This window comes from Bacillus sp. JHAA, assembly GCF_036961585.1.
GTDB classification, from domain to species: domain Bacteria; phylum Bacillota; class Bacilli; order Bacillales; family Bacillaceae; genus Bacillus; species Bacillus velezensis.
Genome location: NZ_JBAMDE010000002.1, coordinates 443645 through 458353 on the forward strand (window position 1 = coordinate 443645; position 14709 = coordinate 458353).

20 protein-coding genes are annotated in these 14709 nt (G+C 38.0%); 19 read left to right on the forward strand and 1 reads right to left on the reverse strand.

Annotated elements, in window-relative coordinates; translation table 11 throughout:
* Nucleotides 1-17 precede the first annotated feature (17 nt).
* The 5 genes from V7728_RS06270 to V7728_RS06290 all read left to right on the forward strand — a co-directional run bounded on the left by V7728_RS06270 (nt 18) and on the right by V7728_RS06290 (nt 2468).
* Complete coding sequence (locus V7728_RS06270) at nt 18-695, forward strand: DnaD domain protein (protein ID WP_142671711.1); 678 nt, start codon at nt 18-20, stop codon at nt 693-695.
* Entirely contained in the window at nt 577-1518 is a 942-nt protein-coding gene (locus V7728_RS06275) for an ATP-binding protein (RefSeq protein ID WP_099566955.1), read from the forward strand. Before V7728_RS06270 ends, V7728_RS06275 begins: the two co-directional genes overlap by 119 nt.
* Nucleotides 1509-1658, forward strand: a complete 150-nt coding sequence (locus V7728_RS06280; RefSeq protein WP_099566954.1) for a hypothetical protein — start codon at nt 1509-1511, stop codon at nt 1656-1658. The genes V7728_RS06275 and V7728_RS06280 overlap by 10 nt, the downstream gene beginning before the upstream one ends.
* Before the next feature lie 94 nt (nt 1659-1752).
* Entirely contained in the window at nt 1753-2181 is a 429-nt protein-coding gene (locus V7728_RS06285) for a RusA family crossover junction endodeoxyribonuclease (protein WP_099566953.1), read from the forward strand.
* Between the two features lie 80 nt (nt 2182-2261).
* Complete coding sequence (locus tag V7728_RS06290; protein WP_099566952.1) at nt 2262-2468, forward strand: XtrA/YqaO family protein; 207 nt, start codon at nt 2262-2264, stop codon at nt 2466-2468.
* 48 nt (nt 2469-2516) lie between these two features.
* Here V7728_RS06290 and V7728_RS06295 read toward each other — a convergent pair whose 3' ends face one another.
* On the reverse strand, nt 2517-3242 hold the full coding sequence (locus V7728_RS06295) for a hypothetical protein (RefSeq protein ID WP_099566951.1): 726 nt from the start codon (nt 3240-3242) through the stop codon (nt 2517-2519).
* A gap of 201 nt (nt 3243-3443) precedes the next feature.
* Here V7728_RS06295 and V7728_RS06300 point away from each other — a divergent pair, with 201 nt between their 5' ends.
* The 14 genes from V7728_RS06300 (at nt 3444) to V7728_RS06365 (ending at nt 14707) form a co-directional block, all read left to right on the forward strand.
* On the forward strand, nt 3444-4673 hold the full coding sequence (locus V7728_RS06300; RefSeq protein WP_099566950.1) for a PIN-like domain-containing protein: 1230 nt from the start codon (nt 3444-3446) through the stop codon (nt 4671-4673).
* A gap of 99 nt (nt 4674-4772) precedes the next feature.
* On the forward strand, nt 4773-5228 hold the full coding sequence (locus tag V7728_RS06305; RefSeq protein WP_099566949.1) for a sigma factor-like helix-turn-helix DNA-binding protein: 456 nt from the start codon (nt 4773-4775) through the stop codon (nt 5226-5228).
* Nucleotides 5229-5370: 142 nt separating this feature from the next.
* Entirely contained in the window at nt 5371-5850 is a 480-nt protein-coding gene (locus V7728_RS06310) for a hypothetical protein (RefSeq protein ID WP_099566948.1), read from the forward strand.
* Between the two features lie 153 nt (nt 5851-6003).
* Nucleotides 6004-6723 (forward strand): phage terminase small subunit, encoded by a 720-nt coding sequence (gene terS / locus V7728_RS06315; protein ID WP_099566947.1) that lies wholly within the window; start codon nt 6004-6006, stop codon nt 6721-6723.
* The gene (locus tag V7728_RS06320) at nt 6716-8011 is read left to right on the forward strand and encodes a PBSX family phage terminase large subunit (protein ID WP_113766830.1); all 1296 of its coding nucleotides are present in this window, start codon (nt 6716-6718) and stop codon (nt 8009-8011) included. Before terS ends, V7728_RS06320 begins: the two co-directional genes overlap by 8 nt.
* A gap of 3 nt (nt 8012-8014) precedes the next feature.
* Entirely contained in the window at nt 8015-9559 is a 1545-nt protein-coding gene (locus V7728_RS06325) for a phage portal protein (RefSeq protein ID WP_099566946.1), read from the forward strand.
* Nucleotides 9543-10460, forward strand: a complete 918-nt coding sequence (locus tag V7728_RS06330; RefSeq protein WP_099566945.1) for a phage head morphogenesis protein — start codon at nt 9543-9545, stop codon at nt 10458-10460. The genes V7728_RS06325 and V7728_RS06330 overlap by 17 nt, the downstream gene beginning before the upstream one ends.
* A gap of 43 nt (nt 10461-10503) precedes the next feature.
* Nucleotides 10504-11163 carry a hypothetical protein gene (locus V7728_RS06335; RefSeq protein WP_099566944.1) on the forward strand — a complete coding sequence of 220 codons (660 nt, stop codon included), beginning with the start codon at nt 10504-10506 and terminating at the stop codon, nt 11161-11163.
* Between the two features lie 35 nt (nt 11164-11198).
* Nucleotides 11199-12173, forward strand: a complete 975-nt coding sequence (locus V7728_RS06340) for an XkdF-like putative serine protease domain-containing protein (protein ID WP_099566943.1) — start codon at nt 11199-11201, stop codon at nt 12171-12173.
* Nucleotides 12174-12191: 18 nt separating this feature from the next.
* Nucleotides 12192-13127 carry a phage major capsid protein gene (locus V7728_RS06345; RefSeq protein ID WP_099566942.1) on the forward strand — a complete coding sequence of 312 codons (936 nt, stop codon included), beginning with the start codon at nt 12192-12194 and terminating at the stop codon, nt 13125-13127.
* 10 nt (nt 13128-13137) lie between these two features.
* On the forward strand, nt 13138-13449 hold the full coding sequence (locus V7728_RS06350) for a YqbF domain-containing protein (RefSeq protein ID WP_041850069.1): 312 nt from the start codon (nt 13138-13140) through the stop codon (nt 13447-13449).
* Nucleotides 13450-13452: 3 nt separating this feature from the next.
* On the forward strand, nt 13453-13848 hold the full coding sequence (yqbG, locus tag V7728_RS06355; RefSeq protein WP_099566941.1) for a protein YqbG: 396 nt from the start codon (nt 13453-13455) through the stop codon (nt 13846-13848).
* Entirely contained in the window at nt 13845-14207 is a 363-nt protein-coding gene (locus V7728_RS06360; RefSeq protein ID WP_099566940.1) for a YqbH/XkdH family protein, read from the forward strand. The genes yqbG and V7728_RS06360 overlap by 4 nt, the downstream gene beginning before the upstream one ends.
* A complete protein-coding gene (locus V7728_RS06365) occupies nt 14204-14707 on the forward strand; it encodes an HK97 gp10 family phage protein (RefSeq protein ID WP_099566939.1) in 504 nt (167 codons plus the stop codon). Before V7728_RS06360 ends, V7728_RS06365 begins: the two co-directional genes overlap by 4 nt.
* Nucleotides 14708-14709 lie beyond the last annotated feature (2 nt).

The following is a 14709-nucleotide window of genomic DNA, read 5'->3' on the forward strand; positions in this document are numbered from 1 at the left end:
TAAAAGCAATGGGGTATGTGATTATACCCCGACTACCATTCAAAGAGTTTAGAGATGAAAAAATTTATGATCACTTGTTCAAAAGAGCTGAATACAGGCCAAATCAAGAGCTAGAACTTGGGCAGACCATTATCAAAGTTGTGGAACTTGCAAAAGATTTTAATTGGTCAGCTGCTCAGATTAAATACTCACTAGACCGAATGGAGAAACAGGGATATATCAAATTGGACCGCCTTCCACAAAAAAGAGGGTTCATCGTCACCATACTTCATTATGCAGACTACATACAGATAGGAAATTACATGAAGAAAAAAGCTTTGGAACCAGCTGAGATTGAACATCAGGAGGTCGATGACAAAATGAAAAATGCCTTTGAGCTATATGAAAACAAAGTTGCTCGGTCAGTCGGCCCGATTGAGGCACAGCGGATCGGCTACATGGTCGATGACTATGGTGAAGAAAAAGTGATGGAGGCTATCAAGACAGCGTTTCAGCTAAAGGGGAAATCAGCTAGTTTGTCATACGTTCAAGCCATTTTATCCAATCCATTCACTCAAAAGAGAAAGGAGAAACAATATGGCTATAAACAAAGCAGTCAGTATAGACACCGCATTTCAAACGATCATGCAGGAGCTTCGGGAAAAGTCAGCCCGCTTTTTGGGAACAAAACAGGCCGCATCCGAAGAAAAGGCTGAATTTGATTGTCCTTATTGTAAGGATCGTGGAATTGTCGTTTATCGGGTCCATAAAGATACTCCTTGGCATTTAGATAATCAGTTAGATCTTATGGTTCCAGAAGATATGGTATCGGAAGATGATTTTCTTTTGGGGAAGGTTTGCACGCCGGACAAAGCTTGTGAATGGAAAGATACATATTCAAAACAATGTGAGTGTGTGAGACGAAAGAAAATAGCCAGACTCATGTCAGCTAGTGGCATTACAGAAGAGTTTGAAAAGCTTCTCTTTGGTAACTTCATCACGGACGGTAAGCCAGACATGATCAAAGATGCTTATGAATGTGCAGTGGAATACTATAAAGATTTTCAAAAAATCAAAGGAGAACGGCAAAACAGTATCGCATTACTTGGACAGCCTGGCAGCGGCAAAACTCATTTGCTCACGGCGATTATGAATAATCTGATCAAGAAAAAATCAGTACACTGCATGTATTTCCCTTACGTAGAGGGCGTGGGTGATTTGAAAGCTGACTTTGACAATTTAGAAGCAAAACTCAATGCAATGAGAAAGGTCGAAGTTCTATTCCTTGATGACTTATTTAAACCAATAAACGGTCAACCAAGGGCAACCGACTGGCAGGTTGAACAAATCCAGTCAGTCTTGAACTACCGGTATTTAAATCATAAACCTTTGCTGATTTCTTCGGAGTTAACAATCGATGAGATTTTAGATATAGACGAGGCTCTTGGTTCACGAATTCACCAGATGTGCCGTGATTACATAGTGATTATTAAAGGCGATCGAATGCAATTAAATCATAGGTTAGGTGATTGGGAATGAAGGAGAAAATGAATGTAAAAGCAGCTGGTGGACTTTATAGATTCGGACCTCTAAGTTCTACAGAAGGTAAAGATCTTACACCAACTATCCGTTTACTTGAGGAAAAAATAAAGCAAATGGAGCGGATGCTGAGTGCTTAAAGCAGTCTTGTCTCTGCTGGCAATTTTGCTCTCCGCACCGAGAATAGAAAAAGAAATTCAGCTATGGGAACAGCTTGACGGGAGGTAAGAGCAGTTGGATTACATTAAGTTCACTGTTTATGGTGAGCCAGTCGCACAGGGGCGGCCGCGTGGATCAATACGAAATGGGAAGGTGCATATGCGAGATCCAGCGAAATCAAAGTACTTTAAGCAGTATGTAGCATTGGTTGCGTCTCAGCATCGACCAGAAACAATTATTACTGGTCCTGTCTCATTGGATGTCAAAGTGTATAGACCTATGCCAAAATCAGTTTCAAACTCATCAAAGAAGAAAGAAAAAGCTGAAAATGGTCTTCTGCGGCCTATTACAAAGCCTGACGTTGATAACTATGTAAAGGGTCTGAAAGATGCTTTGAATCATCTGATATACAAAGACGATAGCCAGGTTGTGGATCTGAAAGTTAGCAAGTTTTATAGCGAAGAGCCGAGGGTGGAAGTCATGATAAAAGAGATTTCTGCCTAAAAATAAAAAACACCGAAGCGCTTAGCCTCAGTGTCTTGATATGAACTGGTACTTCTATCATAACACAGGAGGCGCTTTGAGTGTACAATCCAAGAGAAATAAACATCAAAAAAGACTTCACTATTCAGCAGAGAATTGACCCAGGAAAAGTTCAGATCATTGTTTTAGATGGAAATCAAGGTACAGCACATGTCTTAGATGCTCCTGAACACGGTAAGACTGTTATTCAAACTGTAAAGGGAAGCTTTGCAAGGGTTGATCATGAGATAGGGTTTAAGGTGAAATAAACAACAAGAAGCTTTCTTCTTTTATTAGATGAAAGCTTCTAAGCTAAATTATAATTGAAGTTCTTTTATGATGAATTCATTTTTAGTGTATCCTAGTTTTGCTAATTGCAAAAGGGCTCTAAGATAGTATGGAAATACTTCAAATTCAGTAGCTTTAACTTCAATACACAAATTTTCTGTACTATTGTTATAAATAACTTTAAAAGTTATATAAGGAACAGTATCGAAATGATAACTAATTCTTAGAAATTTGAATTTCTCAAGGTTATTAGATTCGATTTCGATTTCATTATAAAAGAAAAAAAATGTTGTGGTGGCTTCAAGTACTGTTATAAAGGCGCACGCTAAATCGTAATAGACTTCAATTTCAACAATATCTGGTATCTTATATTCATGTTCGAGCTTATTTCTTATCTGGTTTAATCTAGCTATAGAATTTGCTTCAATAATGCCTGCATCTTTTAAGAAATTTAATTTTTTTTCAAACTTTAAATTCTGTTCTTTAATCAAGCTATATAGGCTTACTTGAGAAAGAAATACATCAAGTTGGCAATCAATTGCCCTTTTTAAATGAGATACACAATTAATAATATGAATTGGTGAACCTGGGTTGTTTACTGAATGTTGTAATTCAATTTTAGCATACTCTAAAAAGTCTCTCGGAGTTAAATCAAATTCAGGATAAGAAAGGTGTGTACCAGATCCTCCACTTGGTTCCATTATATCAATGTTTTCAATCAAAAAATTCTTTAAAAGTTTAATTTTTTCTTTCACTACTATTGCTCACCTTCACTTTATTTAAAAACTCTATCATAAAAAGGGTTGAAGGGTAAATGTTTTTATAGTGTGAAAATATTAAAAAATCGGTAGTTAACTAGGAATAGACAAATGAGGTTAAAAACATTAATTAGTAAAACTCTGTAAAATCCTTTATAATTTGAGGGGGATGAAATATTTTGGAATTGAGGGATTTTAATGAAATCAACATTCAAAGAATTTTATTTTGATAATAAGAATTCGGATATATGGATAAATTCAATAGTCATTTTAGATGCTAATGTTTTATTAAACCTTTATAGATACTCAAAGGAAACTTCAAAAAAGCTGCTATCATTATTAAAAAAATCACAAGAGTGTCTTTGGCTACCTCACCAAATAGCTTTAGAGTTTCATTTAAATAGAACGAATGTAATTTTAGATCAGCAGACTTCTTATGAGAAAATTGAATCGATTTTAAGTAAAAAGTCACTCGATATAGAGAGTAGTCTAAAAACTGAGTTATCATCATATAGGAAAAAGCATGCAACTTTAAGTATTGACTCAATAATAGAGCAGGTTAAGGAATCAATTAATACTTTAATTTCTGAGATAAAACAGGAAAAGGAAGACCATCCAAAGTTGCTTAGAAATGATCACATTAAAGCTGAAATAACCGATATATTTGAAGATAAAGTAGGAAAACCTTACGAAAAAAAGAGGCTTGACGACTTATCAAAAGAGGCAGAGCAAAGATATAAGCTAGAGATTCCACCAGGATATAAGGATGCATCTAAAAAGGGAGCTAAATTTTACAATGGCGAAATCATATTAGAGAAATATGGCGATTACATTCTATGGAAACAAATTATGGATTTTGCAAAAGAAAGACAAACAAATATTATCTTTATAACGGATGATGAGAAAGAAGATTGGTGGTATAAATCTAAAGGAAAAACAATTGGGCCAAGAAGTGAGTTGTTAAATGAATTTAATTTTAATACAGGCAAGGAATTTTATATGTTTAAACCTGAAGTATTTATGAAAGAAGCGGGAAATATTTATAGTGAGAGCTTTTCCGATAACTTGATATCAGAGGTTAAAGAAGTAAGAAGACATTACTTTAACTTCCTAGATCCTTCTTCTGGTAAAATGCTTGGGGTAAATGAAAAAAAAATAACGAAAATTCATCTGTTTTTTCAAACCAGAGATTTATTAACTGAAAGCAAAGCTATAGATATACTGGATGAATTTTTTCATCAAAAGTTACTTTCACTTGAAACTCTAGAGTATAGCGTTATCAATGGTTATTTGGATATTGAAATGCTATTAACAATCGATGAGTTATATGACACTGAAGATAGAATAAATATTGATGAAGAATTAATAGATCATTTTGATGTTGAAAATATAGAGTTGACAACACTTCGAGTGGTATTTTTAAATTAATTTTGTCCAAGATGGAAAGCCTGCGGACACTAAACTTACAGTATTTATGCTGTTGGTTTGGTGTCCGTTTTTTATTTGCTTAAAAAGGAGGACACAACCGTGAATCGAAAAGACATTGAAAATCTAGTATGTAGCTATCACTGGATAGTGAAAGAGGTTTATCGATTGCAAAAAGTGCTTTATGGCTTGACCATTCCAATGAAAAATTGGGGAGTTGCTCAATACGGATTAGAAGCTGCTATGCCAAAAGGAAGTCCTGGGAAGAGTCAGGCTGAATTGCGGCAAATGGATATGAGAGAGGAACGTCTTTTCAAACGTCTTAAGTACTATGAGGAACGAGTATATGCAGTTGAGTTGGGGGCAGAAAAGGTCAAAGGAGAGCAGCACAAAGTTATTTATGATTGCATGATGGAGGGGATGAGTTATCGTGCGATAGGTCTTCACCTTGGCATTTCAAGGGAAACTGTACGTAAAATGAAAGACGAATTGATCAGCCAATTATGCCAAGATTGCCACTTTGAGCGTTTGTTGAATCTGAAAAAATCTGTGGTGTAAAATGGGAGGCAGGTCGGTGCGGTAAAATTATTATGGAGCCACCTAAAACATATATTACATAGGATAATAAATCATTCGACAAATTTTGCAAATTGTTCCTTTGTCCTTTTCTTTCAACGATAATAAGGATGGAGGGGATTAAATGAGTAGTCAAAAAAAATGGGGAGATCTTTCATTAAGAGACATAGGGATACAAAAGCTTAATATTCAGCCGCCTGCACTTAACCATCCATTGCCTGATACCAGTTATCTTAGGGAATTTAATGAGCAAAGAGCTTTAGAAAAAGAACGAAATGAGCAAGCTAGCATAAAAAAAGAAAAAGATGAGCAAGAATATCGAGAGCAAACTCTTCAACTTCTTGCGGGTATTGAAAGGAACACGGCTATACTTCATGAAATATCCTCATTAATGAAAAAAAACAATGATAAGCAAAACGAAACTTTTGATATTATCGTTGAAATCCTAGAGATAATGAAGAGTAAATCAAATGAAGAAGTTGTTAGCAGGTATCAAAAGGTCATGAGTAAAATTAATCAATTTACAAATGATGTCGAGACAATTAAGTCTTTATATACAATAGGCGCAACAATATATAGTACAGCTTCAAATATGTTTACCTAAAGCATCCTTCGGGGTGCTTTTTTATATTCTCTGTAAACTGCTACCGGAATATCTTAGAATAGACAATGGCGGTTTGTTTAAGAATGGAGGCGGTTTAGAGGGAATATCATTTCCAAAACAACTCAATCCAAAAGGGGGCGGCGGTGGATGTAGATGGCTAAAAAGTACATTCAAGCGCATAAAGACTACCTTAAAGGTATGAAATACAAGGACCTTGCCGAGAAGTACGGAGTGTCAGTGAACACCATTAAATCGTGGAAACAACGTCATGGTTGGCAAAGAAAAAAAGGTGCACCTTCTAAGAAAGGTGTGCACACAAAAAAAGTAGGTGCACCATTCGGCAACAAAAATGCATTAGGCAACACCGGGGGAGCACCGCAGAGAAATCAAAACGCTGTGACACACGGATTTTTCGCTAAATTCTTACCTAAAGACACACTCTCTATCATGGAAGAGATTCAGGAGCGATCCCCTGTCGATATGATATGGGACCAAATTCAGATTCAATATGCCGCAATTATAAGAGCGCAAAAAATCATGTTCGTTTCCGATAAGCAGGAAATGATTAAGGAACTGAAAAAGAAAAAGTCTATCCTATCTGAGGTGAACGAAGTCGAAGAGGAAGAGTATGAATTCCAATTTTCTTGGGATCGTCATGCAACGTTCTTGAACGCTCAATCTCGGGCAATGGCAGAGCTCAGGAACCTAATAAAACAGTTTGACGAATTAGCCCATTCGGAAGACGAACGACGCCTTAAATTGGAGCATATCCGTTTAAATATCAACAAGAAAAAAATAGAGATCGAAGAACTTACAGAAGAAGATAAACCTTTTGAGATCACCATTGTGAACAAAGGTGATGACAGTGATTAAACAAGTAAATCCCCATTTTAAAGAATTTCTCTTTGATTGGAATCAAAAGTTTCAGTTTCTTGTGGGGGGTTATGGGTCATCTAAAAGTTATCATGTTGCACTGAAGATTGTTCTGAAATTGCTTATTGAAAAACGGACTGCACTCGTTATCAGAGAGGTGTATGACACACATAGGGACTCAACATTTTCTCTTTTTGATGAACTTGTAAGTGATCTGAAATTAGATCATATTGTTAGGTGTGTTGCATCCCCTATGCAGATTCGGTTTTCAAATGGCAGCAGAATCATCTTTAAAGGGATGGATAAGCCAGCCAAACTGAAATCAATCAATAATATTTCGCTTATTTGGGTTGAGGAATGTTCTGAAGTGAAGTATGAGGGATTCAAGGAGCTGTTAGGACGTCTTCGTCACCCGACTTTGCCGCTTCACATGATACTATCAACAAATCCAGTTGGAGAGGACAATTGGACTTTTAAACATTTCTTTAAAGATGATAGAGAGAAACGATTTGTACTGGATGATAAGGAGCTTTATGAAAAGCGGATAATCGTTAACAACGACACCTATTATCATCACTCAACGGCGGATGATAATCTTTTTCTGCCAGAAAGCTATGTCCAGCAACTTGAAGAATTGAAGGAATATGACCCCGACCTTTACCGGATTGCGCGGAAAGGTCATTTTGGCGTGAATGGAATTCGGGTTCTGTCGCAGTTTGAAGAATGGCCTCATGAAGAGGTTATGGCTGCAATCGCTGATATTAACCGCCCGCTTAAACGGGTTGGCATGGACTTTGGTTTTGTGGAATCGTATAACGCCGTCGTTAGGGTTGCTGTGGATCATGAAAAGAAATATCTCTATATCTACTGGGAGTATTACAAAAATGGATTAACGGACGATAAGACGGCCGAAGAACTCAAGGAATTTGCAGAGACTAAGGAATTAATAAAGGCGGATTCTGCGGAGCCTAAAACAATCCGATATTTTCAACAGCATGGGTTTAATATGGTGGGCGCCCGTAAGTATCAGGGTTCACGCCTCCAATACACAAAGAAGATCAAACGGTTCAAGAAGATCATTTGCTCTGATAGTTGCGAGAACACGATTTATGAACTTAAGCCGCTCACTTATGCTACCGATAAGCTGGGGAACATCATAGAAGACGAATTCACCATAGATCCGCATACACTATCAGCTATTTGGTATGCGCTTGATGATTACGAGGTAACTGATCTGAAAGAAGAATCTAAAGGAAGACCGCAAAGAACAAGACCAGGGAGGAGGTAAAGGATGTCAAAACAATCTGTTAAAGCACGAGTGATCAAAGCTACTCCACCTACTGAATCAACGAAACAAATTTATGAGGATGAATTTGCGGACACCTATGACAGCAATATTTTACCGCCTCCGTATAACCTAAAAGAATTGAAAATGATTGCTGAGTACTCAACGATCTTACAGCAATGCGTTGATGCTTACAGAACAAATATCGTAGGCTTTGGATTTGATTTTGAGTATTCGTTTGATGTGAATTCGCCAGATGTGACAAATGAAGAAAAAACAGAAGCTGAAAGTGAATGGACAAAGCTTGAAGAGTTCGCTAAATATCTTCACTTTGATGAGTCAGCTGAGACTTTGCTCGGCTTTGTTATTGAAGATCGAGAAAAGACAGGGAATGGATTTATCGAGGTCATTCGAAACGGTGAAAATAAGCCAGCTGGCATTGAATACATGGATGTTCAAAATGTTCGGGTTTGTAAATTGTCTGAACCAATTGAAGTTGATTTTACATACTTCGAACAAGGACAAATGAAATCAATCAAAAGAGAGAAACGATTTCGAAAGTATGTTCAGATGATTGACGGTCGTATGGTTTACTTTAAGGAATATGGAGATCCTCGTACTTTAAATTTAGAGACAGGCCAATATGATGAACAGACTCCATTCGAAAAACAAGCAAATGAAGTGGTTCATTTCAAGATAGGAAGCGGTACATATGGAAAGCCTCGATGGATCGGCCATATTGTTAATCTGTACGGAGCACGTAAAGCAGAAGAGCTGAACTTCATGTACTTCAAGCAAGGTAGACATATTCCCGCTGCCATTACAATTGAAAATGGTATGTTGTCAGAGGATTCATACACACAATTGCAGGATTACATGAATGGGCTTGAAGGAGTGGAGAATGCACATAAGTTTCTTTTACTTGAAGCGGAAGGCATAGCGAAGGGGAAAAACATTCATGGCGATGAAGAGATTGCTCCAGTGAAAGTCGATATTAAATCACTTGCTGAAATCCTCCAAGAAGATGCTTTGTTTCTTGAATATGACCAAAAGAGCCGAGATAAAATTAGATCGGCTTTTCGTTTGCCTCCACTTTATACAGGTGAAGCTCAAGATTACAATAGAGCGACTGCGGATACAGCAAGAAAGATTACTGAGGAACAAGTCTTTCAGCCTGAACGAAAGTTAATCACAGGTAAACTGAACGCTTTATTTCTAAATGATCTTGAGATTCATAAGGTTCGTCTTCAGCTAAAAGGACCTGACTTTAGAGATCCACTTGAGATTGCTAAGGTTCTAACACCGTTTATAACAGCTGGTGCAGTTTCTCCGAATGATCTACGTGATTTAGCTGGGAGAGTTCTTGGTAAGACGCTTGAGGAATGGCCTGAAGAAGAATATAACAGGCCGCTTGGTAAGAATAGCACTGAGTCCGCTTCCGATCCTTTGGCTAGGCTGTTTAAATCTAAGAACGGTACTCCTGATATGATCGGTTTATTAAAAGATATGCGGGATGTTCTGGAGGATCTCAGAGATGAACAAAACAGATAAACTGCTGGAAAGTCTAAATGCTTTTATTAAAAAAGCCGAGGAAGATGAGAGAGAGAAGCTCGTGGAGGTCGTACCTGATTTCCCCGGCCTTTCTAAGATACCCGGCTTTGTAGAAGAATATGAAAAAGGCATTGCCAGATTGCTCAGACGCCAGCGTAAGAAGTTTTTAGATGGTCTTAAAGGTTTTGTGAGCAAAGATTCGAATGAGACGTTAGAAGCCCTTCTAGTGTTTTTTACTCAGAACCTATTCGCGGAAGATGACTTCGAGGAAGAATTTCATGAGCTTACCGAGGGATTTCTGCAGCAGACCGTTGAGGAACTGGCCGAAGTGATCATGGATTCATTGGATCCAGATGTCCCATTTGAAGCTTTATCTACCAGGGCAGCGGATTGGATCAAAGGTTGGTCGGAAAAGCTGGCCAAGATCATGAAGCTGAATACTCATGAGGCAGTGGAAAACGTCCTTACAGATGCAATAGAAAACGGCTCTTCCATCCAGGACATTGAGCTGACTCTTAAAGACATGCCGCAGTTTTATAGGGAGCGGGCCCGGACCACGGCCATTACTGAAGTGCTTGCCGCTTCCTCTGCCGCTCAGCATGAATCATATGCACAATCGCCCGCAGTAAAGAAAAAGAAATGGCGGCACAGCGGAAGTAAGAAAAACAATCTGCGTGAGAATCACATCGATCTTGACGGCACAGTCATTGGAGTAGATGAAGAATTTCAGATGCCAGGGAGTAGCGAGAGATGCATGTTTCCAAGGGACCCTAATCTTTCAGCAGGCGAACGAATTCATTGCCATTGCGTTCTATCGCCTGTGATTGATAATGAAATTTTAGGATTATCAGCAGAGGAAAAAGAAGAGATTCGGGGAGAAGCCTTAGCAAATATGGAATAAAGTAGTATAATATCCTCATTACTTTTGGGAATGAGGGAATTTTATGAATTGGCTTGAATTTGTGTCGTCTATAATCAATTACTTAGCATGGCCATCTGTTGTTTTAATGATATTTTTCTTCTTAAAGGATCCAATTTCAAAAAGAATCTTAGGGTTATTAAATTTAAAATATAAAGATTTTGAGCTTGTTTTTAATGAGAAAATGTCGACATTGGAGGATAAAATTGAAGCAAGTTATGAGGAAGAAATTCCTTCTTCTGTACCCATTACCGTTAATGACCAACCAGAAAATAATGAGTTAAAAGAAAAAAAGATTGAAAATAATTTTATTAGTAAAGCTGAAAGTTATATGTATAACTATAACAAAAGGGCTAAATTGATATTAGAAAAATCAATTGATGATTTAAGTGACGAGGTTATAAACTTATTTGTTGCTGCGAAGGCAAATGGTTGGGTTGGAACCGAGTATAACCCCGATAAAAATACAATTAGAACAAATATATCTATCCTTCGGGATAATAAAGTCATAAGCAATGATTTTGCTGAACTACTTTTTGAATTAGTAAAGGTGGTAGATTCCTTGTTTCCTAACTTCTTTGAATTTATGGATGAAAAAACGGCAAAAAAGTATGAACAATTGATTCAGAAAGCAATTAAGCGTTTGAAAGCATTAGAGGAAGCACTCAATTTAGACTCAAAATGATAAAATGCTTTTGCCTTTTGAAAGGAGGTGACCATATGCCAAGAGAATTGGTAAACGCAAAAATCACACATGTTTCTTACGTAGACAAGGCTGCTAATCAAAAGCAGTTCTTTTTTATGAAATCGGAAAAACAGCCAGACTTCCAAAAGGAAGTAAAGGTCCTTACGAAAGAAACGGCTGAACAAAAACTTGTTTATGGAATCGTATATGAGCCAGATACAGTGGACGCCCACGGGGATTTCATGACAGCTGCAGAAATTGAAAAGGCCGCTCATGGATTTCTAAAAGATGCCCGAGAAATTGATAAACAGCACGATTTTCAGGGCGGTGTTGGTGAGGTGGTTGAATCCTATGTAGTGCCTGCAGACTTTGAAATGAATGGGGAAACCATCAAAAAGGGTTCATGGGTCCTTGTCACAAAGGCTTCTGAGGAAGTATGGGAGCAAATCAAAAAAGGCGAAATTACCGGTTATTCAATGGCAGGGACTGCTGAGACAATTGAAAAACAAGAAGAAAAGCCCGTTTCTCAAGAGAAAACTGATGAGAAAGGGCTTTTTAATTTGCTCAAAAACTTTTTCATAGGCAAACAACAGCAATCGTATGAAGAGCCAGTTGAAAAGGCGGGCAGAAAGTTTTCTGCTTCAAACCTGCAAGAAATTAAGAATGCTCATGCAGCCCTTGGTAATTTACTGAGTCAGGTAGAAACAAAAGAGGAGGAAGAAGAAATGACTTCGGAGGAAGTAACGAAATCCATTCAAGAAGCATTAGAGCCAATTAAGAAACGACTCGAGACAGTGGAAAAAGAGGAAGAGCTTAAAAAGATAGATAAAGAAAAAACAGAGGAAGAGGTTGAAAAAGAGGGCGAGAAGTTGAAAAAGGCAATTTCAGAAGCTGTTCAACCGCTCGCTGATCGTATTGAAGCCATTGAAAAAAGCCGCGGAACATCTAAGCAAACTGAAGAATCGGGTTCTGAACAAGTTCAAAAATCAATCTGGTCAGGGTTGTTTTAATGTATAAGGAGGATAAGAATGAGAAATCAAGAGGTTATTAATAAAGCAGAAATGACGCTTTCTACTTTAGAGAGCGGCGGGATTATGAATCCTACTCAGGCTTCAACTTTTATTCGAATGGTACAAGATACGCCAACCATTTTAAGAGATGCTCGAGTTATTCAAATGGACCATGACACACAGAAAATCGAGAAGATAGGTTTTGGCCAGCGTATTTTAAGGGCAGCCCAAGAGGGAGTTGCGCTGACTAAGGATCAAAAGTCTGTTCCATCAACTAGCACAGTTAACTTAAGCACAAAAGAAGTAATTGCTGAAGTTAACATTACCTATGACACACTTGAAAACAACATCGAAAAATATGGTCTTCAAAATACAATTATGCAAATGATAGCTGAGCGTGCTGCGGTTGATATTGAAGAGTTGCTAGTAAACGGAGATACCAGTTCGTTAGATTCATACTTAGCTCAGCTTGACGGTATCCGTAAACAAGCTACATCTCATATTGTCGATGCTGCAGGTGAGGAACTGACACGGCAAACATTTAAACGAGGATACAAAGCTGTACCTTCTAAATATTTAAGAATTCCACAGGAGTTCCGCTTCTATACATCGCCTGGTATTGAGGTTGAATGGAAAGATCGTTTAGCGGATCGTCAAACGAACTTAGGGGATGCAGCTGTTCAAGGTGGTCTTTCTTCTGCGTTTGGTGTTCCGGTCAAAGGCATTGCGAATTTACAACCTTATACGATTGGAGAGGGAGATACTGCAGCCGATGTTTCTGATATCATCCTAACTCATCCGAAGAATATTATTCTTGGATTCTCTCGTAATATTCGGATTGAAGTAGATAAAGACATTCGCCGTCGTATGTTTATCATTGTTCTGACAGCCAAATTGGATAGTGTTTTTGAAGAAGAAGACGCAGTAGCCAAGATTGTGAAAGTGAAGGAGTAGGTGATCTGGCGTGTATACTGCAAAGCTTATTAAAGGCAAAACATATAATGTGATGGGAATAACCTTTCGAGCAGGTGTCAGTCAAACAGTATCGAAAAAACTCTATGAGTATTTAAATGAAAATCCATATTTTGTGCTAGATAAAGATCTTAAGAATCAAAAGGATGATCCGATAAATTATACTGAATCGGAATTGAAAGGTATGAATAAAGCAGAGCATGAATCCATTATTTCTAATCTTGGTGGCAATCCGTCTGACTTCAAAAATGCAGATGAAAGAATTGCCTACATCCTTAAGCAAATAGATAACAAAGGGGAGTGACCTATGCTGTTAATCACTCCCGATGAATTAAAGAGTTATTCAGTTTTTGAGTCTGTAAAGACCAGACATGACGAGTTGTTAAAACAGGATATCCTTGAGGCAACTGCCGATATCATTCTTAAAGTTGGACATGATTTTTCAGATGCAGAGTATATCCCTTTGCCTGAAACGGTTCGACTGGCCCTATTAAAGTTGTCTCAGTTTTATGCTCTTATAAATGGCGACGAGTCAATTATTAAAGGATATACAACTGAAAAAATGGGTGACTATTCTTATACTCTAGGGGATGGCAGTTCTCTTCAAAAACCTGATGTGTATGCATTAATAAAAGATTATGTGAAACCGGCTGACCCTGATTTAGAAGGGATTGAAGCGAAAGTGCGGATGAGATCAATATGAGTTATCAATCCTTATTGACTCACAGATGTGACATTTATCATCTGCAGGAGAAAAAAGAAAATAGAAAGCAAAAATTCGGGGTGCCGGTTGAAGATGTTCAACCGGTTTTTTCGTACCCTGATGACCCGGACATAGAAAATCAGCCGTGTTATTTTACAGAAAAGAGTCAATCTATTATCCAACAGGAACCGAATGTAGCTATTTATCAATCATTCCTTGTACATTTCCCTGCTACTGTTGATATTCGAGTTAATGACAGGGCGGTTTGGGATGGGACTGTTTATAAATTACAGAAGCCCCGCAAAGTCAGGAATCATCATTGGGAAGTTACGGCAGTACGGGAGGTTGAATATTTGTGAAGATCAAAGGTCTTGATCAGTTCATTCAATCATTAAACCGTGCTTCTCGTGGAGAATTGAAAGGGAAATACGAGGAGTGGCTTGAAGCTATGGGTTTTGAGTTCCTAGACATTATCCAAGATGAAATTATCAGGACGAAGACGGTAGACACACGCCGTTTGCTTAATTCCTTTCAGAAAGGTGACCAAGATAATATCTTTTCAATGACAAAAGGCAGCTTAAAGTTGGATGTTGGAACAAATCTGGAATACGCCTCATACGTCAATGACGGGCACTTTACTATCGATCCGTCTAAAAATCAGGATAGACGGTGGGTTCCAGGGCGGTGGAAAGGCGACCGTTTCGAATATGACCCTGCCGAAAGAAATTCCGGTATGCTACTGAAGTTCCAATGGGTCGACGGTTCTGGCTTTTGGGATAACGCCATGGCTATATTTCAGTTGATGTTTGAGAGGAGCCTTGAGCGGAAGCTGCAGCAATGGATTGATGAAGAATTTTAAGG

Bases quoted from the DNA above. Each gene is read 5' to 3' on its own strand.
- V7728_RS06335 (WP_099566944.1), top strand. From the start codon at position 10,504: ATGAATTGGCTTGAATTTGTGTCGTCTATAATCAATTACTTAGCATGG.
- V7728_RS06300 (WP_099566950.1), top strand. From the start codon at position 3,444: ATGAAATCAACATTCAAAGAATTTTATTTTGATAATAAGAATTCGGAT.
- terS (WP_099566947.1), top strand. From the start codon at position 6,004: ATGGCTAAAAAGTACATTCAAGCGCATAAAGACTACCTTAAAGGTATG.
- V7728_RS06360 (WP_099566940.1), top strand. From the start codon at position 13,845: ATGAGTTATCAATCCTTATTGACTCACAGATGTGACATTTATCATCTG.
- V7728_RS06325 (WP_099566946.1), top strand. From the start codon at position 8,015: ATGTCAAAACAATCTGTTAAAGCACGAGTGATCAAAGCTACTCCACCT.
- V7728_RS06310 (WP_099566948.1), top strand. From the start codon at position 5,371: ATGAGTAGTCAAAAAAAATGGGGAGATCTTTCATTAAGAGACATAGGG.
- V7728_RS06345 (WP_099566942.1), top strand. From the start codon at position 12,192: ATGAGAAATCAAGAGGTTATTAATAAAGCAGAAATGACGCTTTCTACT.
- V7728_RS06330 (WP_099566945.1), top strand. From the start codon at position 9,543: ATGAACAAAACAGATAAACTGCTGGAAAGTCTAAATGCTTTTATTAAA.
- V7728_RS06275 (WP_099566955.1), top strand. From the start codon at position 577: ATGGCTATAAACAAAGCAGTCAGTATAGACACCGCATTTCAAACGATC.
- yqbG (WP_099566941.1), top strand. From the start codon at position 13,453: ATGCTGTTAATCACTCCCGATGAATTAAAGAGTTATTCAGTTTTTGAG.
- V7728_RS06340 (WP_099566943.1), top strand. From the start codon at position 11,199: ATGCCAAGAGAATTGGTAAACGCAAAAATCACACATGTTTCTTACGTA.